The sequence below is a fragment of the Bacillus sp. FSL K6-0069 genome (genome assembly GCF_038007785.1).
In the GTDB taxonomy this organism is placed as follows: domain Bacteria; phylum Bacillota; class Bacilli; order Bacillales; family Bacillaceae_G; genus Bacillus_A; species Bacillus_A mobilis.
In genome coordinates this window covers 3042962-3061348 of sequence record NZ_JBBOXN010000001.1, presented here as the reverse complement: position 1 = coordinate 3061348, position 18387 = coordinate 3042962, and the positions used below count along the sequence as shown (strand labels likewise).

Genomic DNA, 18387 nt, shown 5'->3' with positions numbered 1-18387 from the left:
ACTTGCACAAATCAATTGCCTTAATTCAATTGTTATCTATCCCATATCATATTTTCTAGTTACATATTGTCATAAGGTTAATTGACACAGGTCATATGCTAATCATTACACTTTTGTACTATCGGCTATGACAACTTATAAATAATAATTACATGGATGAGTCGTAAGTAAGACTAGACTATAAATTTGGGAGGGATTTTAAAGATGAATGAATCTGTATACAAAAATATTTTTATTCTAAGTTGTGTCTGTAGAAATGACAAGAAGTAAATGAAAGGGGAAGGGCGGATTACAATGATATTACACGCAAAATCGTTCCATAATAAAGATAAAATCCAACGTGCTAAAATAGGACTTCAACTCTTTCTGAGTATCTTAATCATTACTTCTATTATTTTAAATGTAGGAGTAATAATTACGGAAAGTAGGGCGCTTATTGTGGTATATATGTTTACCCCAGCATTATCTTCTATTTTGACTCGCATAATACTGAAAGAAGGGTTTAAAGATGTATCTTTTAGTCTCGGTAACTTAAAGATATGGAAGGGAATCGGTTTTGCTCTGCTAATCCCTATGATTATTTGTGGAATTACTTATTCTATCGCCTGGTTGAGTGGAATTGCAGGGTTTCAGTATCCCGAAGGTGGTATGATGTTAGAACCGATCTACAATATGCTTGGGCTTCAGTATGTAAAGGCACCATTCAGCTTCATTTATCTAGTAGTATTGAGCGGCATTTTCGGAAGTTTGCTTAACTTAATCCCAGTTTTGGGAGAAGAAATGGGTTGGCGAGGTTATATGCTCACAAGGCTAGTCGATGCAGAGTTTTCACGGCCCATCCTTATTAGTGGATTGATTTGGGCAACGTGGCATGTTCCAATAGTTATTGCTGGTCTATATGTAGCGGGACCATCTGTCGTTCTTTCAGTACTTGGTATCTATCTTTGTATTGTACCATTCGGTTATATTATAGCTTATTTACGACTTATCACAGGTAGCATTTGGCCTTCGGTTATCATCCATGCTACTTGGAATGCCATTATTCAAGGACCTTTCACACGTGCAAGTACAGGATATCAAACTGAGATTTGGGTTGGAGAATCTGGCTTGATAACCGCTATTATTATCTTAATCACTGCAATAATTACGTCTCGAATAGTAAATTCCACGAAATAGCATATGGATGTGTTGTAAATTCAATTAGTGAAATATGACGAGGCAAAATAAGATGCTCCTAAAAATATTAGAAAAATATAGTTAACTCATGCATTCATAATTAGGCAGATGTTATATGTGAATACGATTGAGGTGCAATTATGAATATCCAAAGAAATGAAAGAACTACGAATGAAGTAAATGTAAAAGTAATACAAACAAAAAGCGAATATAGATAAAATTTTTTGATACATTTATGAGTATAAAAATTTATTTATACGAAAAATATAATTTAGTTAGACCGTTAGAAGGAAGGCGATAATTTCAATTGTATAAGGACAAAAAAGGAGCGGAAATAAGCTCCTTTTTTATTTACCTTACTATTTTTAGGAGGTTAGTATGAATAAGGTGTGAATAAAGGATGAATAGAATTTTTATGGATGAAAATTCCACTCTTTTTTATATGGAATATATGTGAAACGTTGTATAGAATAAGCAAGTATGTCAAAAATAATAGGAGGGAAGTTGTGAAGAGAAATAAGAGTTTAGTAAGTTTTTTAGGAGTGTGTATGATGTTGTTTTCTTTTTGTTTCCAAGGAAATGTACAGGCAGATATGAATACTGTTCAATCTGGAAAAATAAAGTCAGGAAACGTAACGGTATGGGAAGTTGGAAATGTATCGAAAGTGTTAGCAGATGTGAATCGCTTAAATTTAAATACAGTAAATGTACCGATTCAAGTGGATATTCCGAATGTTACTTCTACTAATATGGTAATTAACCAGGCGCAAAAGAAAAAGGCTATTATTTTAATTCAAGAATTATTAAAGCGTAATATTCAAGTTATAGTGGAACCGTTCCCGTATATTCAGCAAGGAAATGTTGGGGAAACGGAATGGAATCCGAGTAATATTAATGATTTCTTCTGGAATTGGAAAACAGTTATTCTACAAGACATCTTTCATTCCATTACAAGTAAATACAATGTGTATGGACTCAAGATTGCCTCTAATTTCGTGAATATGGAATATGCAGAGGGATACTGGAGCGATACGATTGATTTTGTTCGTAAGCAGTATAAAGGAAATGTTTTGTATCAAATGAATTGGTGGTTAACAGCAAGTTGGGATCTTTCGTATGAAGCGAAGTTTAAAGAGAAAATCAATCGTCCGTATTTAAAAAAGGTGGATATTGTAAGTATCGATAGTTGGTTTGAGGTTTCAGGGAAAAGAAATCCAACATACGAAGAAGTAAAGAAAAGTTTATTTGCGACGACAGTGTATAATCGTGGGCAAAATGTTGTGCAGCAGTTGGAACAATTACATAAAGCAACAGGAAAGCCCGTTTATTTTGGTGGATTTAACGTTCCGGCGCGTGAACTTGGATTACAAAATCCGTGGAATCCAGATGTTTCAAATGTGTTTTCAAAAGATGTACAACGAAATGGATGGCGTGCTTACCGAGAAGTATTAGAAACGAAACCGTATTTTAAAGGTTTTTCTATTTGGTTTATTGGTTCTCATAATAGTACGCATGCGTATCAAATACATAGTAAAGAAGCAGAAACGGTTATTAATGGTTGGTACCGAAAATAAATTTTATTAAATAGGTAAGTTTTGAATTTTACCACATATATTTCTAGTGAAAGGCCTTTCACCATCTTATCACCTAGGGGGCAATCATAATGAAATTTTTGTCTTACCTTACAGTAATTTTGGTGATTCTTGGCGGTTTGAATTGGTTATTTGTAGCGTTAGATTACAATGTAGTTGAGAAATGGTTTGGTTCAATGCCGGCGCTTGTGGACACTATTTATTGGCTCTTTGGTCTTTCTGCTATTTATCAAATTTTTGATCGGTTCTTTACGAACAATTAGCTATCATTCTTTTATTATTAAAGTGTTAAGTACGATTATGTACTTAGCACTTTTTTGTATGTTTATAAAAAGTAGTTTGCACATGCAAGCGATTCCATTGCGTCTTGCGCCGTAATAATAGAAAACAAATTGACCATATATTATATTTTAGGTTATAATTCAGAAAGTTTAAAAAATAATAAAATGAGAAATAGGGAGGTTATTAGGGTGATGGAGAGAGTATATAATTTTTCAGCTGGACCATCAATACTCCCTTTGCCAGTTTTAGAGAAAGTGCAAAAGGAGCTTGTAAATTATAACGGGACAGGCATGTCTATTATGGAAATGAGTCATCGATCTTCTTATTTTCAAAGTATTATAGATGAAGCGAGTAACTTGCTTCGTGAATTAATGAGCATTCCTGATGAGTATGAAGTACTGTTTTTACAAGGCGGTGCGTCATTACAATTCTCTATGATACCGTTAAACTTAATGAATACGTATAAAAAAGCAGGGTACGTATTGACTGGCTCATGGTCTAAAAAGGCGATGCAAGAAGCTGAAAAAGTAGGAGAAGTACAAGTGATTGCTTCTTCTGAACAAGCGAAATTTACTACAATTCCTAAACTGGATGGTTTACGAAATGATGAAAAACTAGATTATGTACATATTACAACGAACAATACAATTGAGGGAACGAAATATGTGGATATTCCACATTTAGATAAAGTACCGCTAATTGCAGATATGTCCTCAAATATTTTATCAGAACAATACGATGTGACGAAGTTTGGTCTTATATATGCGGGAGCGCAAAAGAATTTAGGGCCAGCGGGCTTAACGATTGCGATTATAAAAAGAGATTTAATTGGGGGAGCAGATCGCTCTTGTCCTACGATGTTAAACTATGAAACTTACAGCAAAAATAACTCCTTATACAATACACCGCCTTCCTTTAGTATTTACGTAACGAAACTTGTACTAGAGTGGCTGAAAGAGCAAGGCGGGGTATCTGCGATTGAAGAACAGAATAGAATGAAATCTTCACTTCTTTACAATTTCTTAGATGAATCAAAATTGTTTACTTCACCAGTTGATCCTACGTATCGATCACTTATGAACATTCCGTTTACAACACCGTCAGAAGAGCTGAACAGTGAGTTTTTACAAAAAGCGAAAGAACGCGGCCTTGTTACGTTAAAAGGACATCGCTCAGTCGGTGGTATGCGCGCTAGTATTTACAATGCGATGCCAGTACACGGCGTACAGCAATTAGTAAATTATATGAAGGAATTTGAGCTTGAGAATAGATAGGGAGATGGGGATATGTTTCGTGTTCAAACGTTAAATCAAATTGCAGAAAAAGGTTTGCAAGTACTTAGCGGAGATCGATATGAAGTAGGGGATAGAATGGACCACCCAGATGGTATTTTGCTTCGCAGTTATTCTTTACATCAAGAAGATTTTTCAAAAGACTTAAAGGCGATTGCAAGAGCTGGTGCAGGTGTAAATAATATTCCTGTTGAGCGATGTACGGAAAAAGGGATTGTAGTATTTAATACACCAGGAGCGAATGCTAATGCAGTAAAGGAACTTATTATCGCCAGCCTTATTATGTCTTCACGTAACATTATTAACGGAGTAAGCTGGACGAAAAATTTAGAAGGTGAAGAAGTACCGCAGCTTGTTGAATCTGGAAAAAAACAATTCGTGGGATCAGAAATTGCAGGGAAACGTCTAGGTGTTATCGGCCTTGGCGCAATCGGTGCTCTAGTTGCGAACGATGCGCTAGCTTTAGGGATGGACGTTGTCGGATATGATCCTTACATTTCAGTTGAAACTGCATGGCGTCTTTCTACACATGTGCAAAGAGCATTTAGTTTAGATGAAATTTTCGCAACGTGTGATTATATTACACTGCATATTCCACTTACGAATCAAACGAAGGGGATTATTGGTGAACACGCTGTAGAAAAGATGAAGCAAGGTATGCGTTTATTCAATTTCTCAAGAGGAGAACTTGTAGATGAAAAAGTTCTTCAAAAAGCGTTAGAAGAAGAGGTTATTGCGCATTACGTAACAGATTTCCCGAATGAAAATGTAATAAAGATGAAAAATGTAACAGCGACGCCGCACCTTGGTGCATCTACGTCTGAATCGGAAGAAAATTGTGCGATCATGGCAGCGCGCCAATTACGTGAATATTTAGAGACAGGAAATATTCGTAATTCAGTCAACTATCCAAACGTAGAATTACCGTATATCGGAAAGAAACGAATTACGATTATGCATCAAAATGTTCCGAACATGGTAGGACAAATTACAGGATGTTTAGCAGAGCATCATATTAATATTGCCGATATGATTAATCGTAGTAAACATTCTTGGGCGTACACAATGATTGATATTGATAACGGAATTGATGATATAATAAAAGAGAATATAGTGGAAAATATAAGCAAAATTACAGGTGTTGTAGCCGTTCGAATGATTGTGTAAAGGAGAGAGGAAAACTTGGCAAAAATCCGACCGTTTCGGGCCATTCGTCCAGTAGAAGAAAAAGCAGCGGAAGTTGCAGCTTTACCGTATGACGTATTAAATAGTGAAGAAGCAAGAGAGGTTGTAAAAGGGAATCCGTATTCTTTCTTACACGTTGATAAAGCAGAAATTGATTTAGATCCGGCACTTTCACCGTACGATGATCGCGTATATGAAAAAGCGGGTGAAAATTTAAATCGGTTTATACGAGAAGAAGTGTTCATGCAAGACGAAGAGCCAGCACTATACATTTATGAATTGACGATGCAAGGAAGAACGCAGTCAGGCCTTGTCGTTTGTACATCTATTGATGAGTATGAAGATGATACAATTAAAAAACACGAGAGAACGCGTCATGAAAAAGAACTAGATCGCATTCGTCACGTAGATGTGTGTGATGCGAATACAGGTCCTATCTTTTTAACATATCGTACAAAAGAAGAGATAAAGCGTTTCATTGCTAGATGGAAAGAAGAACATGCACCAATCTATACATTTACAGCAGAAGACGGTGTTAGGCATGTTGCGTGGAAAATAGCTGATGGAGAAGTAATCGCAAGTTTAGTAAATTTATTTGAAGATATTCCGAATCTGTACATTGCAGACGGGCATCACCGCTCAGCATCAGCAGCAAAAGTAGGGCTCATGCGAAGAGAACAATACCCGAATTACACAGGAGAAGAAGAGTTTAATTTCTTCTTATCAGTTTTATTCCCTCACGATGAATTATCCATTTGGGACTATAACCGAGTTGTAAAAGATTTAAACGGCTTATCAGAAGAACAATTTTTAAAACAAATCACGCAATACTTTTATGTAGAAGTAGCATCACTTTCTCCGTATAAACCAAATGAGCCAAAAACATTTGGTATGTATGTAAATGAGAAGTGGTATAAGCTTACAGTGAAAGAGGAAACGTTTGATGCGAATGATCTTGTTAAAGGTTTAGATGTATCTATTCTGCAAGATCATTTATTAAGCCAAGTACTTGAAATACATGATCCGCGATCTGATTCACGCGTTGATTTTGTCGGAGGAATCCGCGGATTAGAAGAATTAGAACGTCTTGTAAATAGCGGTGAATATAAAGCAGCGTTCTCATTATATCCGACATCAATGGAAGCTTTATTAGCAATCGCAGACGCTGGAGAAGTTATGCCACCAAAATCAACGTGGTTTGAACCGAAACTGCGCAGCGGGTTGTTTGTACATTCATTAAAATAAATAGACTTCTTTAGATTGAAAAACCGAAATGATTATAGTTTCGGTTTTTCTTATGTTAAAAGAGTTTTTGAGGAGGGGCATGGGATGAAGTTGCAAGTAGGTGAAAAAATCACTTTTGAACGAACGTTTACAAAAGAAGATGTTGCGCTATTTACGGAAGTATCGAAAGATGAAGGTGTTCATCATGTTACACCAGATGAGCGGGGGAGATTTGTTGTACAAGGACTGTTAACATCAACATTGCCTACAAAAATTGGCGGTAATTATAACGTACTAGCTCGCAAGATGGATTTTGAATTTTTACGTCCTGTTTTTAGCGGTGATACAATTCGTTGTGACGTAACCATTGAACAATTTGAGCCCGATGAAAAAAATCGCACAAAAATTATTGCGATGTTTATATGTAGGAACCAACTTGAAAAGGAAGTTATGAAGGGGAGTTTTTCGGGGATTATTCTTTAATTGATAGGAAAAGTAATGAATAGGTGGGGGCCATGTCACTTGGGATTAGGTTTTTAATTCCACTATAACGAAAATGATATGCACTGCTGCATACTGATAATATACTCTGTTATTTCTTATTTTGAATAAGCTCGTCAACAAAAAGGACATTCCTAGTATTACAAGAAATGTCCTTTCCACTAAATATTATAAGGTATTTAGCTAACATTTAAACTCTAAAATTAGTTTACTAGTTTGACCTGTAAACTGATAATGATAGGACCCTCTTAGTTTTTCTAAGTTACCGGTAGCTTTAATAATTGTTCCTGGGGAATCTAAATTTCCTTTATCAAATATTCCTTGCTCTATAGCTGTAAATGTCCCTTGTTGCCCCTTATAAACCCCTTCAAAGTGTAAAAATCCAGAAATTTTAGCAGTAGCTAAGTGACCATCATTTATATTGGAGTCTAAATAATATAATAAGTATTCAACAAAAGCTTTTCCTTTTAATTCACCATCAATATCATATTCGACATGTGCAATATTAATAGGGAAATCTTTTTTAGTATCATCGATAGGTTTTTCATCCCATTTACATACTGTAAATGTTACTTCCATACACGTAATCTCCCTTCAATTATAAACTTTTAAAAAGTATTCATGTACAGTCATATCTCATGAGAGTGTTTTTATTCATTCCACGCCACTCTCTAAAATAGAGAAAGCCCCATTTTCACAATCAATTTCTGCCATCGCGCCGTAAGGTAAAATAAACTTCGGTTCAGTATGGCCAAAATTTAAATTATAAAGAATCGGCAAATCTTCTAAGTTATGTTCTTTCATAACTTGCAGTATTTCATGTTTATATTCTTCATAATACATTTCGTCTTTTGGTTTACCAAAAATGATGCCTTTTGCTTTTGGGAGGATGCCTTGCGCTGCGTAATTTCGTAAGCAATACTTTATATAACTTGGTTCTGGATGGTCTTCAGAAGTTTCAAAGAAAAGGATGCTATTCTCCCAATGTTTTTTCTCAGGCCAAAGCTCCGTTCCTTTTGCAAATTCCAATACTTCTATACAACCACCAATTAAACGCCCTTGTACAGTGGTGGAGCCTTGTAGTAGCTCATATCCTTTGTTTTGTTGCATCGTACGCCTTGTATCCTTATTTATCTCTATCCATTCTAAACGCTCACTCGTCCATTCATGAGCTGGTTGAATTTCGCCAATCGTTTCATTTGAAAAGAGAGTTCGGTTTACCATTTCAATTGTATATGGATCCATCTCTATATTTTCGGCAAAATCAGTTAAAATGGCTGGACCGTAAAAAGAGGAAATTCCTGCTTTATGACAAAACAAGTGTGAAACGGTAACGTCAGAGTACCCCATAAAAATTTTCGGGTTTTCACGTATTACATTAAAATCTATATAAGGAAGTAAGCGGATGCTATCTTCACCGCCAATATTCGCAATAATTGCTTTCACGCGTGTATCCTTAAAAGCTGTCATTAAATCTTCAGCACGAGCCTGTGGATTGTTATAAATGAATTCGCTACCTTTTAAACTATTCGGCATTGGAACAACCGTAAGACCAAAAACTTCTTCTAATCTTTTTACTCCTTGATCATATCGCCATCGTATCTCAGAATCACCTGCGCCTCCCCATGAAGGGCTGACTGTTGCTACGATATCACCTGGCTGTAATCTGTTTGGTTTAATCAACATTTTAACTCCTCTCCTGCATAATGTAATGGACTACGACTATACATGTAGCTTTGAAAAAATATGATGCATCACATTGTTTTCTTCATCATCAATTCGTTTACCTGCTGGTATTCAAGAATTTAGCATTCGTGTTAAATATATTTAAAAGTTACAGTATGCAACATTGCATAAGAAAGATGGTTGCTATTTTCTACAACCTGTAACTATAATAGTTACAGGTTGGTCGTATCCAATCAAAAAATATAATCATCATGAATGGAGAGGTTACATATGGGTATGAAAAAATTAATTTTAGCAGGTGCTTTAGGGATCGCAGCATTATCAGGAACGAATTTACCAGGATTAGAACTGTCAAAAGCGAGTGCGGCTTCTATTGAATCGAATTTCTCGACGCTAGAAGGACGAGTAATAGAAGTAGATAAAGGTGTGATTGTTGTAAAATCTAAGCAATATGAAGAACCTGTTAGTATATACATGGATTCATTTTCAAATGTGAAAGTAGGGGATGAGGTTAAAGCTACTGGATCTATGATGCGTAATTTCACGGAATATATGATTGCAAATACAGTTGAAAATACGTCAAATAAATTAGGTATGCACATGAAAGAAGACGGCTCTCCTGATTATGTAATTGGGGAAGTATCAAAAGTAGGAACGAGGGAAGATGAAGGAGAAAGTTCTACTAAATATGTCGTAGTTGAGTATCCATCACTAAACGGGAAGAAAGTAATTATTGATGTTTTCTTAACGAAGGGGCAAGTGTTTAATTCGGGTGAGAAAGTAAAAATTGATATGAAGTATGTAGGCTGGGGCGGAAGTTCTATTAACTGGAACACAACGGATCATATTGAAAAAGTGTATGAGGTAAAGAGCAACGGCGAAAATAATGATGATGTTTGGATTTGGTCTTAATTAGATTCTTGTAAACATGTATCATGCAGTACCCATCGAATGATCATATGTATGACAATTCGATGGGTACTTTTTGTTTTGTGTTTTTTGAGAATAACGGATTTCCGATTAGAATATGATGTTAATATTGGAGAGAAGGTAAAAAAATCCAATATGGAAAGAGGTGTTTAAGGGTGGAGCGAGATGAGGTTTATTTACGCGCCAAAAAAAGGGTGGAGAATTTAAAAGCTTTTTACATTCATTTAACGGTTTATATACTAGTGAACGTAATGCTTTTTATTATAAATATAATCTCTGATTCAAGTAAATTATGGTTTTTATATCCACTTGCAGGTTGGGGGATCGGTATCGTTATACATGGTTTGACAACTTTTCCAGTTGGGATATTCGGAAAAGAGTGGGAAGAACGAAAGATTAAAGAATATATGGAGAAAGATAAGTAAATTTATTTCTGGAGTGTATAAATATAAAATCTCTATGATCACACGCTGGATGCGAAGTTTATTCTATAGCTTCGCCTATTTGCTTTGTATTCAAATTTTGTGCGAGTGAGAGTGCTTATATTCATTTTTTAGGCTGAATGGCTTGTGAAATCAAAACTTTATTTGTAGTACATAATAAATACAGTTGTTTTCCTTTTTTAATTACATGTGGATATAGGATGAAGTTAATTTATTATCCTATATTAAAATAAAAATAAACCACTGTTCGATTTGAATATTCCACGATATAATGGTGAGAGTTTATGACAGAATAAATATTTACATAAGAAGTGAGGTACTGTATGAAAAAAAGAACGACAGACATTATTTTTATTATTATCGGTGCATTTCTTTTTGCGTTAGGTGTCAATTTGTTTGTTATCCCGAATGAGTTTGGTGAGGGCGGGGTAACAGGTATCACGATTATTACGTACTATTTATTTGAATGGTCACCGGGTTTAGTTAACTTAATTTTAAATGCGATTTTGTTAATAGCTGGTTATAAATTTTTAAATAAGATCACAACAATTTATACGATTATCGCTGTAGTTACGAACTCACTATTCCTTCATTTGACAGAAGGCTGGACGATTGCTTCGGATGAAATGCTCGTAAATGCCATTTTCGGAGGAATATTTATTGGGTGCGGGATTGGTCTTATTATTCGCGTTGGCGGAACAACAGCAGGTACTACCATCTTAGCAAGGATGACGCATAAATATTTAGGATGGAGCATTAGCTACGGTCTACTGTTCTTCGATTTAATCGTTGCGTTTTCATCTTATTTCATCATTGGTGCAGAAAAACTGATGATAACAATTATTATGCTATATGTAGCAACGAAAGTGATGGAGTTTGTAATTGAAGGTTTAAATCCGAAGAAAGCCATTACGATTATTTCTGATAACCCGAACGAAATTGCCGGGAAGGTCACTACCTTAATGGGCAGAGGGGTTACTGTGTACTCAGGTCATGGCTATTACACGAAAACGCCGAAGGAAATTCTTTATGTTGTTATTAATAAGCAAGAAGTAGTGAAGCTAAAACGGATTGTTCAAACTACAGATCCAGCTGCGTTTATCGCTATACACGATGTTCGTGACGTATTTGGAGAAGGCTTCGTTGATATTTCTAAAGCTTAGAACTTATTTTTCATTAAAATAATCTTAATACTAAAACGTAAGAATCTATTTTGAATAATCTTTTTTCAAAATAGATTCTTTTTATTTATCTTAAAATGTGGGTTTGTTTTTCTTTTTCTTGCAAAAAATCCAATTGTTTCTTAAGGTAAGGATGTAGAAGGATGAACAAGAGAGGATTTAATGAAGATGATACATATTTTATTAGCTGATGATGATAAGCATATTAGAGAGTTGTTACATTACCATTTACAAAAAGAGGGGTTTAAAGTTTTTGAAGCGGAAGATGGAAAGGTAGCGCAAGGCGTATTAGAGAAAGAGAATATTCACCTTGCGATAGTGGACATTATGATGCCGTTTGTTGATGGCTATACGTTATGTGAGGAAATCCGGAAGTATCATGATATACCGGTTATTTTATTAACTGCGAAAGATCAGTTAGTTGATAAAGAAAAAGGGTTCATTTCTGGTACGGACGATTATATTGTAAAACCGTTTGAGCCAGCTGAAGTTATTTTCCGTATGAAAGCATTACTACGTCGTTATCAAATGCTGAGTGCTGATATTATTACACTGCACGGTACGACAATTGATCGAAAAGGCTTTGAAGTGAAGTGTAACGGTCAAACAATTCTGCTTCCATTAAAAGAATTTGAATTGTTATCGCAACTGGCTAGTTATCCTGGAAGAACATTTTCAAGAGAAGAATTAATTGAATTAGTATGGGGAATGGATTTTGAAGGAGATGAACGAACAGTTGACGTTCATGTGAAACGACTACGAGATCGTTTCTCAAAACGAACGGATGATTTTCAAATTACGACAGTACGCGGACTCGGTTATAAGTTGGAGTTGAAATAAAATGAAATCATTATACTCTAGATTTGTTTTTATGACGGTTGGAATCATGCTACTTAGTAGTATTATCGGTTTTTTATTAACAAATGTGTACTATCAAGTGAAGTTAAAACCGTATAACAGTGAAAAGATTTTAATGTACGCGGAAGAAGTTAAAGCGTTATATGAAAAACAAAGTGAAGAAAATAAAGAGGCGTACTTACAGTCTATTGCGAAATTAGGATATGAAATTTACATTGTAGATGACAAAAAGAATGGAAAGCGTATCGGTAATGCGTTTCGTAAAACATCTATTAGTGATGATACCGTTCATAAAGTATTGCAAGGGGAAACGTTTAACGGCGTTTCCACATATCCAACGCGCCTCTTTATTACAGGGTTTTTCGATAATGAATTAATTAATAGTGTCGGTGTACCAGTGCAACACAGTGATAAACAGTACGCTTTATTTATTCGTCCTGACATTCAGAACCAATTTGGCGAGATGCGAATTTTTCTAGCGGTATTACTCGGTTTCATCGTTGTATTAAGTATCATTTTTATAGCGATTGCAGCAGGTTATATTGTTCGTCCGATTCGCACATTTACGAAAGCGACGCAAAAGATTGCAAATGGTGAATATGATATCGAATTAGATGAAAATCGAAAAGATGAAATAGGTACATTAGCAACTAATTTTCAAAAGATGACGAAAAGTATTAAAGAATTAGATGAGATGAGACAAGAATTTGTTTCTAACGTTTCTCACGAATTCCAATCGCCGCTTTCTTCCATTCAAGGGTTCTCAAAAACGTTACAGTCAGAAGAGATGAGTGCGGAAGAAAGAAACCATTACTTACAAATTATTGAGGGCGAAAGTAAGCGAATGTCTAGTTTATGTAAACAGTTACTTACGCTTGCTTCACTAGATAAAGAAGAAAAAGTTCTACAAATAAAAGAATTCAATTTGCAGAAGCAAATTAAAGACGTCATTTTTATGCTCGAATGGAAATGGCGTGAAAAAGATATCGCCGTTGAATTTGATGTGCCGGACATTACAATACAAGGTGATGAAAACTTACTTCATCAAGTATGGAGTAATATTTTTACGAATAGCATTAAGTTTTCAAACGACGGCGGAACGATTGAATTTGTTGTAGAAGAATTAGAATCAAGTGTGATGATCTCTATATCAGACAACGGAATTGGTATGGAAAGAGAAGAAATGGACCGTATATTTGATCGTTTTTACAAAGTAGATACAGCTAGGGCAAGAAACGTAGAAGGCAGCGGTTTAGGGTTATCGATTGTACAGAAGATTGTGGAACTGCATCAGGGGAACGTTTCAGCGTATAGCATGAAAGGGGAAGGGACTACTGTTCAGGTGGAGCTTCCGAAATAGATGCAGGGAAGAGATCATTTGGAATGGTCTCTTTTTTTGTTCGTTAGTCTACGTGTAAAGTGAAAAAATGGGAGTCATTTTCATTACATAATCGGACGAGTTTGTGGATTGGGAACAGGAGGAAGTTTATTTAAAAATGTAGAATCTCTACAGAGTTAGAAGGATTGTATTAAAACTTGAACCGTGTAGGGGGGAAATTACTTTGAAACGAACTGACTTGTTATTAAACGTACTAGATTCAACATTCGATAAAGAGAGTTGGTATGCACCGTTTAAACATGCTATAGAAGGACTTACAGCCGAACAGGCTATGTGGAAACCATCTGGTGAGGCAACGAATACCATTTGGGAGAGCGTTAATCATCTCATTTATTACAAAGAGAGGCTTGCTGCAAACTTGGAAGGCCATGAATGGACACATTATCTTGACGGTAATGACACTTTTTATCTTACTAAGCAATCTAATAATGACACGGAATGGAAGGAAGTCGTTGAACGTTCTGAAAATGCTCAGCGTAATTTAAGACAGGTATTAAGCGCAATTTCCGAAAAAGAGCTTGAACAAAATTCACTTGAGGGGAAATTATTAGACATCATGCTTCATGATGCTTATCATACAGGCCAAATTATTCAATTAAGGAAAATGCAGGGGTCTTGGCCATCAAATCGTTAATTGAACGTTATAGTTGGTGCTATTGTTATATTTTTAGTGAAGTACTGTACATTCAAAATTAAATAACTACAAACATAACCCCGTCCTATATTTAGAACGGGGTTATGTTTGTTTCTACTATAAAGCCGCACCTTTCCCGCGCTCTACTTTAAACCGAACCCCAAAAGTATCCGCTGTAATTTCATCAGCTTTCGGCAATGCTCGTAATTTCGGATGAAGTAGCCATACGAGAGAAATGAAGAAAATCCCTATGCTAGCCAGTGCGAAAATGAGTTGGCTACTAAATACATTCGCAGCATATCCACCAATTAAAGAGCCGAATGGCATAGCAACTGTGCCCATACTTCGCATGACTGAGTTAATGCGTCCAATATATTGGTTTGGAATTACAATTTGACTAATTGTCGCAAATAATATGTTGGTTGCACCAATTGGAATCCAAGCTAGGCCGAATAAGAAAATAGAAAGCCATTGAAACGGTACAATGGTAGAGAGAAACCAAAAGATAGCGCCAGTCGCAAAGCTAATAATGGAGACACGGCCAACATTACGTTTGCCAACCCATGAACTGAATAATGCACCGATGAGACTACCTGCTGATATAGCAGCTAAGAAGAAGCCGTATGATTTCACGCCTCCTAAAGAGTCAGCGTAAGAAGGGAGTATTGCCATCGTCATACCAATGGAAAAATTAGCGACTACTGAACCGATTAAGAATACGCCCATTAATGAACGGAAGACGATTGAAAAACCTTCTTTTAAATCAGAGAAATATTGTTTAGTTGAAAGTGATGTATTGGTTTCTGCTTGCTTTGGCATTTTTAGTAAAAAGAACAAAAGGGCAGTAATGGCGAATGTAAAAGAGTCGATCACATATAAAGTAATTGCGCCAAATAGTGCTACTAATATGCCAGAAAGCGTCGTGCAAATTAAATCAATGCCTTGATACGCAAACGAAAAGAGTGAATTTCCTTTTAATAATTGTGTTTTATGCAGTAGAAGTGGTAAAGCTTTTGATTGTGCGGGATAGGCGAATTGTTCGATAAAGGCTACGATGGGCATGATGATAAGTAGTAGTTGAACTGTTAATAGATCGAAGTAGTGTGTAATAGGAATGATTAAAATGAGAATGCATTGCAGAACTTGTGTAATGATGAGGGTGTTTTTGATTGCCCATCTATCAACGAATGGGCCGGTAAGGAATTGTAATGCAGAAGGTAATAATGTAAGGAAACCAGCCAATCCAGAATAAAAAGGATTACCACTCAGCTTATATACGAGCCACATCGCGGCTACATAATACAAACTATCTCCTATGTTTGTAAAAATTCTTCCTAAAAACAATAAGAGGAAATTCCGATTTTTTAATAAGTCCATTTAATCTACTCCTTTATAAAAAAATTATTCGGTAAAATAATTTTGACCGTTAGTGTAAAAAAAATCGTATTACGATTTTTCTTCTTTTTTCACAAATCGCTGCATCGCTCGTTCGTCGATTTGAAGTGCAGTAGTAGAAATGTAGTAAGATTTACTATTGGGATCTTTATCTGCGTCTTTTGCGATATCATTTAATTCAGCCATCAATTCATGAAATTTTTTCACCCACACCTGAAATTGTTCTGGCGTAGCATCAAACTCCCAGCAGGATGAAACGTAATTCCACTCAGCTGGATCTTCGCTTACTTTTCGTAATGTAAAAGCTTCTTCTGGTGCAGCGAGAATATGGCTTTTCGTTCTTTCTGTCATTTGTAAAAAGATTTGGCGACCTGATTCGCTTAACATTTCTAAATGAGGTAATAGGTCTGCGGCAGGGGTGAAGCTTCTAGCGACAGATTGATAAAACTTTTGAATGATACCATTCTTTTCTTCTGTATAAACAATTTCTATAAAACCATTCTTTTCTAATTCTTTTAGATGATAATGAATTTTCGCCCTTGGAATGCCGAATTTCTCAGATAGTAGTTGTCCTGTATAAGGACGCTCGCATAGACGCATCATCATTTCGACACGTAGTGGATCGCTTATTGCTTTTAGTTGGCTATAAGTAGTAAGTGTTAACATGGGCTTCAAAGTGATCAACTCCTTAAATGAAATTACTCGGTCAAGATTATTTGACTGAATTGTATCAAGGATTTTAATTATTTTCAATACTTTCTGAAAATTAAATCTTCCCCTCTGTAATCTTCTGTTCATATTCCGTTCATATTTCTTTTTTATGATAAGTGCATAGAAAGAAAGAGGAAGGAGCGAGCGAAATGTTTTTAGCTCTGCGTGAATTGAAACAATCAAAATTAAGATACGGATTAATCGGATTGATTATGGTGTTATTATCATTTTTAGTCCTTGTAATTTCAGGATTAGCAAATGGACTATCATATGATAATGCTTCATCGATTCAAAATATGGAGGCAAATAAGTTCGTTTTAGCAGATGATGCGGAAAATAAATTACTTCGTTCACAAATTAAGAAAGACGATGTAGATAACGTAGTAAATCAAGTAGGCGAGAAAGAGGCCGTTCCGTTTCGTGTGAAAGTTTCAACGTATGAAAAGAAAGATAGTTCGAAAAAAGTAGATGTTGCTATTTTCTCAAGTGAACGTGATTCATTTTTAGAACCGAAAATTGTAAAAGGTGAGAAATTAGGTACAGCAAACAACGAAATGGTTGCTGATGAATCAATTAAAGAAAAAGGAATCGATATCGGGGATACAATTATTGATCCTGTTTCAAAGAAAGAATTTACAATCGTTGGATTTACGAAAGATCAAATGTTTAGCCATACACCAGTCGTTTATGTAAATGAAGATGTATGGAGCTCTATTTCACAACCAAATCAAAAAGATTATAGTGCAATTGCGCTGAATACAGATAAAGAAATCAAAAATGCACATGTTATCGACAAAAAAGAAGTACTGCAAAGTATTCCAGGATTTAAAGAAGAGCAAGGAACATTAACGATGATCATTGCATTCTTACTTGTTATCGCTGCGTTACTAATCGGTGTATTCTTCTACGTCATTACACTGCAAAAAACACAGCAATTAGGTGTATTAAAAGCAATCGGTACAAAGAACTCTTATTTAGCAAATAGTTTAGTCGTGCAGGCGTTATTCTTATCAGTTGTTGCAATGGTAATCAGTATTGTTCTTGTACAAGGATTAGAACAAATTTTACCAGCGGGTATGCCGTTCTTATTAACAACACCGATGATTGCACAATACGCAGCAATCTTTATCGTCATTAGTATTTTAGGAACACTTATTTCGTTATACCAAGTATTAAAAGTTGATGCATTAGAAGCAATTGGAGGCGGGATGTAATGACTTCATTATTGAAATTAGACAAAGTAAGTAAAGTGTACGGAGAAGGGAATACGGAAGTAACAGCCCTTCATCCGATGTCGCTTGATGTGAAAGCTGGAGAGTTTATCGGAATCGTCGGTCCTTCTGGATCAGGAAAAAGTACGTTATTATCAATCGCGGGTGCATTATTATCACCTTCAAAAGGGGATATTTACATTCGTGAGAAAAATATTACGAAGTTATCAGAAAAGGAAATGACAGACATTCGTTTGAAAAAAATCGGCTTCATTTTCCAGTTCGCAAATCTTGTTCCATATTTAAATGTAAAAGAACAATTACTTTACATTGCAAAGCTTAAAAAAGACAATAAACAAGAATCAGAAAAGCGTGCGGATCATTTATTAGCGGCATTTGGATTAGGCGAAAGAAAAAATCATTATCCAAATCAACTATCTGGTGGGGAAAAACAAAGGGTAGCAATCGCTCGTGCGTTCATGAACAACCCAGACTTAATATTAGCGGATGAACCAACGGCAAGCTTAGACTCAAAACGCGCACGTGAAGTCGTAGAAATGATGAAACGTGAAGTGAAAGAGAGCCAAAAAGCAGCAATTATGATTACACATGATGAAAGAATGCTTGATGTATGTGATCGTATATTGACACTTCGAGATGGGAAGTTAATATAAAGAAAAAAGACAA

At 35.6% G+C, this 18387-nt stretch carries 19 protein-coding genes; 15 read left to right on the top strand and 4 right to left on the bottom strand.

The window, feature by feature from the left end; all coding sequences use genetic code 11:
• Window positions 1-294 precede the first annotated feature (294 nt).
• From MHB74_RS15670 to MHB74_RS15640, 7 genes are all read left to right on the top strand, one after another.
• Window positions 295-1176 carry a CPBP family intramembrane glutamic endopeptidase gene (locus MHB74_RS15670; RefSeq protein WP_061677780.1) on the top strand — a complete coding sequence of 294 codons (882 nt, stop codon included), beginning with the start codon at window positions 295-297 and terminating at the stop codon, window positions 1174-1176.
• 506 nt (window positions 1177-1682) lie between these two features.
• Window positions 1683-2750, top strand: coding sequence for a glycoside hydrolase family 113 (locus tag MHB74_RS15665; protein ID WP_061677779.1), 1068 nt, complete (start codon window positions 1683-1685; stop codon window positions 2748-2750).
• A gap of 89 nt (window positions 2751-2839) precedes the next feature.
• Window positions 2840-3031, top strand: a complete 192-nt coding sequence (locus MHB74_RS15660; RefSeq protein ID WP_000670802.1) for a DUF378 domain-containing protein — start codon at window positions 2840-2842, stop codon at window positions 3029-3031.
• 210 nt (window positions 3032-3241) lie between these two features.
• Window positions 3242-4324 carry a 3-phosphoserine/phosphohydroxythreonine transaminase gene (serC, locus tag MHB74_RS15655; RefSeq protein ID WP_061677778.1) on the top strand — a complete coding sequence of 361 codons (1083 nt, stop codon included), beginning with the start codon at window positions 3242-3244 and terminating at the stop codon, window positions 4322-4324.
• Window positions 4325-4336: 12 nt separating this feature from the next.
• A complete protein-coding gene (locus MHB74_RS15650; RefSeq protein ID WP_061677777.1) occupies window positions 4337-5509 on the top strand; it encodes a 3-phosphoglycerate dehydrogenase family protein in 1173 nt (390 codons plus the stop codon).
• Window positions 5510-5524: 15 nt separating this feature from the next.
• The gene (locus tag MHB74_RS15645) at window positions 5525-6772 is read left to right on the top strand and encodes a DUF1015 domain-containing protein (protein WP_061677776.1); all 1248 of its coding nucleotides are present in this window, start codon (window positions 5525-5527) and stop codon (window positions 6770-6772) included.
• An 84-nt stretch (window positions 6773-6856) separates the two neighbouring features.
• Window positions 6857-7234, top strand: coding sequence for a MaoC family dehydratase (locus MHB74_RS15640; RefSeq protein ID WP_061677775.1), 378 nt, complete (start codon window positions 6857-6859; stop codon window positions 7232-7234).
• Window positions 7235-7435: 201 nt separating this feature from the next.
• Here MHB74_RS15640 and MHB74_RS15635 read toward each other — a convergent pair whose 3' ends face one another.
• Together MHB74_RS15635 and MHB74_RS15630 are read right to left on the bottom strand one after the other, a co-directional pair.
• Window positions 7436-7831, bottom strand: a complete 396-nt coding sequence (locus MHB74_RS15635) for a DUF3224 domain-containing protein (RefSeq protein ID WP_061677774.1) — start codon at window positions 7829-7831, stop codon at window positions 7436-7438.
• Window positions 7832-7906: 75 nt separating this feature from the next.
• Entirely contained in the window at window positions 7907-8938 is a 1032-nt protein-coding gene (locus MHB74_RS15630; RefSeq protein WP_061677773.1) for a S66 family peptidase, read from the bottom strand.
• Window positions 8939-9208: 270 nt separating this feature from the next.
• Here MHB74_RS15630 and MHB74_RS15625 point away from each other — a divergent pair, with 270 nt between their 5' ends.
• From MHB74_RS15625 to MHB74_RS15600, 6 genes are all read left to right on the top strand, one after another.
• A complete protein-coding gene (locus MHB74_RS15625; protein WP_061677772.1) occupies window positions 9209-9850 on the top strand; it encodes an ATP F0F1 synthase subunit alpha in 642 nt (213 codons plus the stop codon).
• Between the two features lie 173 nt (window positions 9851-10023).
• Window positions 10024-10293 (top strand): 2TM domain-containing protein, encoded by a 270-nt coding sequence (locus tag MHB74_RS15620; protein ID WP_061677771.1) that lies wholly within the window; start codon window positions 10024-10026, stop codon window positions 10291-10293.
• 341 nt (window positions 10294-10634) lie between these two features.
• Entirely contained in the window at window positions 10635-11474 is an 840-nt protein-coding gene (locus MHB74_RS15615) for a YitT family protein (RefSeq protein ID WP_000747488.1), read from the top strand.
• Window positions 11475-11654: 180 nt separating this feature from the next.
• Window positions 11655-12332 (top strand): response regulator transcription factor, encoded by a 678-nt coding sequence (locus tag MHB74_RS15610; protein WP_000781971.1) that lies wholly within the window; start codon window positions 11655-11657, stop codon window positions 12330-12332.
• Between the two features lies 1 nt (window position 12333).
• A complete protein-coding gene (locus MHB74_RS15605; RefSeq protein ID WP_061677770.1) occupies window positions 12334-13710 on the top strand; it encodes a sensor histidine kinase in 1377 nt (458 codons plus the stop codon).
• A 202-nt stretch (window positions 13711-13912) separates the two neighbouring features.
• The gene (locus MHB74_RS15600; protein ID WP_061677769.1) at window positions 13913-14383 is read left to right on the top strand and encodes a DinB family protein; all 471 of its coding nucleotides are present in this window, start codon (window positions 13913-13915) and stop codon (window positions 14381-14383) included.
• Between the two features lie 117 nt (window positions 14384-14500).
• Here MHB74_RS15600 and MHB74_RS15595 read toward each other — a convergent pair whose 3' ends face one another.
• On the bottom strand, window positions 14501-15760 hold the full coding sequence (locus tag MHB74_RS15595) for an MFS transporter (protein WP_061677768.1): 1260 nt from the start codon (window positions 15758-15760) through the stop codon (window positions 14501-14503).
• A 69-nt stretch (window positions 15761-15829) separates the two neighbouring features.
• Window positions 15830-16453, bottom strand: a complete 624-nt coding sequence (locus MHB74_RS15590; protein WP_061677767.1) for an ArsR/SmtB family transcription factor — start codon at window positions 16451-16453, stop codon at window positions 15830-15832.
• Window positions 16454-16638: 185 nt separating this feature from the next.
• On the opposite strand from MHB74_RS15590, the gene MHB74_RS15585 reads away from it, so the two are divergent.
• A complete protein-coding gene (locus MHB74_RS15585; RefSeq protein ID WP_061677766.1) occupies window positions 16639-17703 on the top strand; it encodes an ABC transporter permease in 1065 nt (354 codons plus the stop codon).
• Window positions 17703-18374 (top strand): ABC transporter ATP-binding protein, encoded by a 672-nt coding sequence (locus MHB74_RS15580; protein ID WP_061677765.1) that lies wholly within the window; start codon window positions 17703-17705, stop codon window positions 18372-18374. Before MHB74_RS15585 ends, MHB74_RS15580 begins: the two co-directional genes overlap by 1 nt.
• Window positions 18375-18387: the final 13 nt, after the last annotated feature.